This is a genomic window from Ectothiorhodospira lacustris (genome assembly GCF_022227785.1).
Classification (GTDB): Bacteria; Pseudomonadota; Gammaproteobacteria; order Ectothiorhodospirales; family Ectothiorhodospiraceae; genus Ectothiorhodospira; species Ectothiorhodospira lacustris.
On the sequence record NZ_JAJNQM010000132.1, the window covers coordinates 1 to 3,996 of the forward strand.

General features: G+C 58.8%; 3 protein-coding genes. All 3 read right to left on the reverse strand.

Features of this window, described 5'->3' with window-relative positions; genetic code table 11:
* Positions 1–454: 454 nt before the first annotated feature.
* Entirely contained in the window at positions 455–1,216 is a 762-nt protein-coding gene (locus LQ952_RS15430; RefSeq protein WP_238623504.1) for a hypothetical protein, read from the reverse strand.
* Positions 1,216–2,937, reverse strand: a complete 1,722-nt coding sequence (locus LQ952_RS15435; RefSeq protein ID WP_238623505.1) for a DEAD/DEAH box helicase — start codon at positions 2,935–2,937, stop codon at positions 1,216–1,218. The genes LQ952_RS15430 and LQ952_RS15435 overlap by 1 nt, the downstream gene beginning before the upstream one ends.
* Positions 2,918–3,996 (reverse strand): protein NO VEIN domain-containing protein (locus LQ952_RS15440; protein ID WP_238623506.1); only part of this gene is annotated, 1,079 nt, incomplete at its 5' end. The genes LQ952_RS15435 and LQ952_RS15440, both read right to left, overlap by 20 nt.

A 3,996-nucleotide genomic window follows, 5' to 3' on the forward strand; every position in this document is an offset into this window, starting at 1 on the left:
ACGTTTTAAGGGCGGGACACGCCCGGTTCGCCTGTGAAGTGAGCGATGCAGTCAGGTTGCCAGCAGCAGGAACCCACCGAAGCGACTCAGGGGCGGCTCAATTCCGTGCCTGAGCGCCGTAGGAATCTCCGGCCTTCAGGCCCCGGGGAGGATGCCAACCTCAAACAAGAAAGGGGCCCGGAGGCCCCTGTTCGTGCGGTTGCTGGTGCATTCTGGAATGCCCCGCAACCTTCTGCTGGTGGAGGCGTGGAACCCTGCGCCAAACCTATGTAACTCAGCGCCTTAGAACCGCTGCGAACTCCTGCGGAAAGGTGCGGAATCCAGCCCCAACTGCCAACAATCCTACCAGTTCTGCCCGGCCGGGGTCACCAGCCAAGTGCATCAGACAGGACGCCAGTTCGATTCCCATTGGCGGAATTGAACCCGCGTCCGCATCGACTCACCCGACCTTCGATCATGCGGTGACGAACCGCTCCCGAAATTCTCGCCGGCCCTGGTCGTAAGGCACAGGGTTGGTGGCGTGGGGGACCGGAGCGCTTCTGTCCCCGATGAGGTAATTGATCCGGTAGGTGCAGTTGCCGGAGGGGTGCAGCATGCCGCCAATCACCCGGTCGGGTTTCAGGACCCGCTCCTGGATCAGACGATCCAGCACCTTCTGGACCTGCGGCCCGAGCCCGACGAACACGGCATCCTTCAGTTCCTCGACCTCCGCCGCGAAGTTCTCCAGTAGGTACTTCCTCAGCAAGGGACGCTTGGTCATGTCCGGTGAGCCACGGTAATCGTCGTCCTTGACGAACACCGGATAGCGCAGGAGGGAGGTGGTCTGCACCAGGTGTCGCGAGGTGGAGAACAGGTCGGCCGAATCGTTCAGGCCGAGCCACTTGTGAAAGCCCCAATGGTTGAGCTGATTGATCAGGTTGCTCCGCAACGGCTCGCCACTGAACGCGCCGACGCTCTTGGCAGCCTGGATCGCTTCCGTGCTGGACTTGCCGGCGTGAAGTGCGCGCCGCGCCTCGTTGTTTGCATTGACCATCTGGGTGGGGCCCGGCGTGATCCCGACCAGAACGATCCGTGCACTGGGGTTGATGTACTCGAATGGCGCGTAATAGATCTTCACGTCGCCGCTTGCGTCCATCAATAGGCGCGGGTCGCGCACCATTGGCTGGCGCGGATCGCAGAGGACCGACGCAAACTTCTCGATCGGGTTGGAGTTCACTATTGCGCTGCCCCTCTGAAATTTGTGCAGGTCGCCGCCGTCCCGACAACCACCAGCAGGGACTTGGCTCTGCTCATGCCGACATAGAGCAGCTCCTCGCTACGCGCCAAATCAATCGTATCCAGGCCCCAGAGGATGACGACCGGGGACTCAAGCCCTTTGAAGCGCTGAATCGTGTCGATTAGGACGGTGTTGCTACTTCGAACACCCTCCTCGAGCCAGATTGCCGGTTTGGGCAATGGTAGTCGCCGCAAGGTCGCGTAATAGTCGGCCTTGCGCAGCGCATCCGCTATCAGGACCGTGATGTCACCGGGGGCGACACCCTGACGAGCAACAAGATCAACAATTCGCGAATTGATCTTCGCTGCCTGAGCATCTCGACCGGGCGACGCGTCGACTTGGACCTCATCGCCTTCGATATCAGGGGGGCTGACTGGCACCCCTTTGTAGTGCTTGTACGCAGCCAAATGAATTGGCGCGGTGTTCCGGCAGTTCGTCGTCAGCGTGAACGGTTCATCGCGTATCGGAAAGGTACCTGCACGCGCATAAATATTCTGGTTGTCGTCATAGAAGACATACAGCGGGCTTCGTTCGTAGTCGGAAAGCAGAAGCTCTAATGGGACCCAGAACTCCTCGCGAAAATCCTGTCCTTCATCACACACGATTGCGTCGTAGCGGTCCGGAAGGACATCAAGGGAGTAGGCGAAAGCATTGGGCAGTTGTACGTCGTAGAGGTCTTTACCCGAGTATGTCACTTTCGCTTCCGTAACGAGATCCCGCCCCGACGCCTGATTTGCTCGCTCGACCTGTCGATGGCAGAGCTGATGGAAGCTCATCACGTCCAGATTGCTCGTCCCGGCACACATGCTCGACAGGTGATCGGCCAGTTGTCTGTTGTAGCAAGTGAGCAGTGTTTTGAAACCTTCCGAGGCGAGGCGGCGGGCCTTTTCGAGCGCCAGAACGGTCTTGCCCGTGCCGGCACCGCCACTGACTGCGACCCTTCGGTGAGAGCGCAGGAAATCAAGAACTCGCATCTGGTCCTTTGTGAGAACCAATCTGCGCGCCTCCTGCTCGGCGAGGCGCGACGCCACAAGCGGCGCCACGACGAAAGATCTCGCGAATACCTCGCGAACCACGTCAATGCCGCGACGGCCGATGGGGGTGAAGCTCCCCGCGTCGTTACCCCAGTAAGCGAACGCGCTGTCGATCCATGCCTTTGGCTCCAGAAGAGTCTTCGCCGAACCGATCAGTACAGCAGGCATGTCCGGGCGGCTAAGTACGTTCGTGTCGCCAACGTCGGGAAAGAACACCGCGTGGCCACGAAGCACATTTCTAAGGGAAAGATCGTGCCATCGGGGGTGCTCATTCAGTTTCGATCGAATCGAGTACTTGGCCCTAAGTGCCTGGCCGATCGGATTGTTGATGGGGTGCTTCTGCTGATGGCGGTCTACCGAAAACCATTCGCCGCTGGCCGCGTCAAAACCCACGCCACCGCCTTTGACCTCAATGCACAGATAGCCGTGGTCGGAATGGCAAACCAGGAAGTCGGTTTCCCCATCCTTTGCTTGCTCCTCTTCTCGTCGCAGTATCCAGCCAACCTGAAAAAAGACGACGTAATCCTGCGGAAGTTTGTCCCTCAGTGCTCGGTAGACTTTCGCCTCGGCTTGCGATGGCAGGTCATTAAGTTGCGCCTCAGAGAGATCAGGCATCATTGTCGTCATCGGTCTCTTCCACAATGCGCATGCGATGCAAGTTCAAGGTCACGTTGGGTGTCGCTTGAGACTTCCCATCAAACAGTATCGTCAGAAGCTTCGTGTTTCCACGAGAAACAACATCGCGAATCGTCCCCGTTCCCATGTCTTGGTGATGAACCCGAACACCCGGCGCAAATAGCGACGAAGGGTCGGCTCGCTCATCTGTCACTGCGTCCCGCCAGTTGCCGTCGAACATGAATGACGTGACTTGAGTAGCCGGACTGCGGATGGGGTGTACGCGAATATGTTCTGGATCGGAAACAAACTCGACAACGTACAGCCAGTAACGGTCGCCGTAGTCCTGGGCATTGCTGAATTGGAGCCGTGAAAGGCCTACGCCCGTCTGGTTCCACTCACCGTTGACGCCCTTTACTTCGATGAACCGATCCTCGCCGGTAAGGGGGTTGCGACTGATGATGTCGTACCCAGGATGCGTTTGAGCCATCTGCTCGGCGACACGACCCCGTTCTTTTTCGTATGCGCACACGGCGCTGCGGGCCACTACCTCGACGGCCAGGTTGTGCTCGGATGGATTGTCCTGATCGTCCGTTTCCGAGTCGCCGTCCTGCTTCTGCTGAACATAGGAAAGCAGCCGTCGATCCCACTGTTCTTTGTGCTTGGGGCGGAATTTCTTGGCGCGCCGCTCGCCTTCACCGGGGACATTGTTGCTACCGACGCCAGTTGCTAAACCATTTTGCTCAGTGACGCCCCGTCGTGGGACGCCGGATTCCGCCCCACGCCCAGATCGCTCTACTGGCTCTCCTCCGGGTGGGGGCTCTGACGTATCGAGTTGCTGATTTCCGTGTTTGCCTCCACGAGCGCCGACCTGTTCGCCAGAATCGTCGACTGATGTAGGAGCTATATCTGTTTCCTCATGGCCACCTGATTCCGTTATGCCGCCCATCTCATCGAGGTCCGGTGATGTCAGATCCTCCGTGCTGCCGTTCCCAACCTCGGCGTCCAGATAAGGAATGCCGGCATCACTTAGTTCGCGATGCGCTTCCTCGACAGGCATTCCCATAAGAG

Bases quoted from the DNA above. Each gene is read 5' to 3' on its own strand.
- LQ952_RS15435 (WP_238623505.1), bottom strand. From the start codon at position 2,937: ATGACGACAATGATGCCTGATCTCTCTGAGGCGCAACTTAATGACCTG.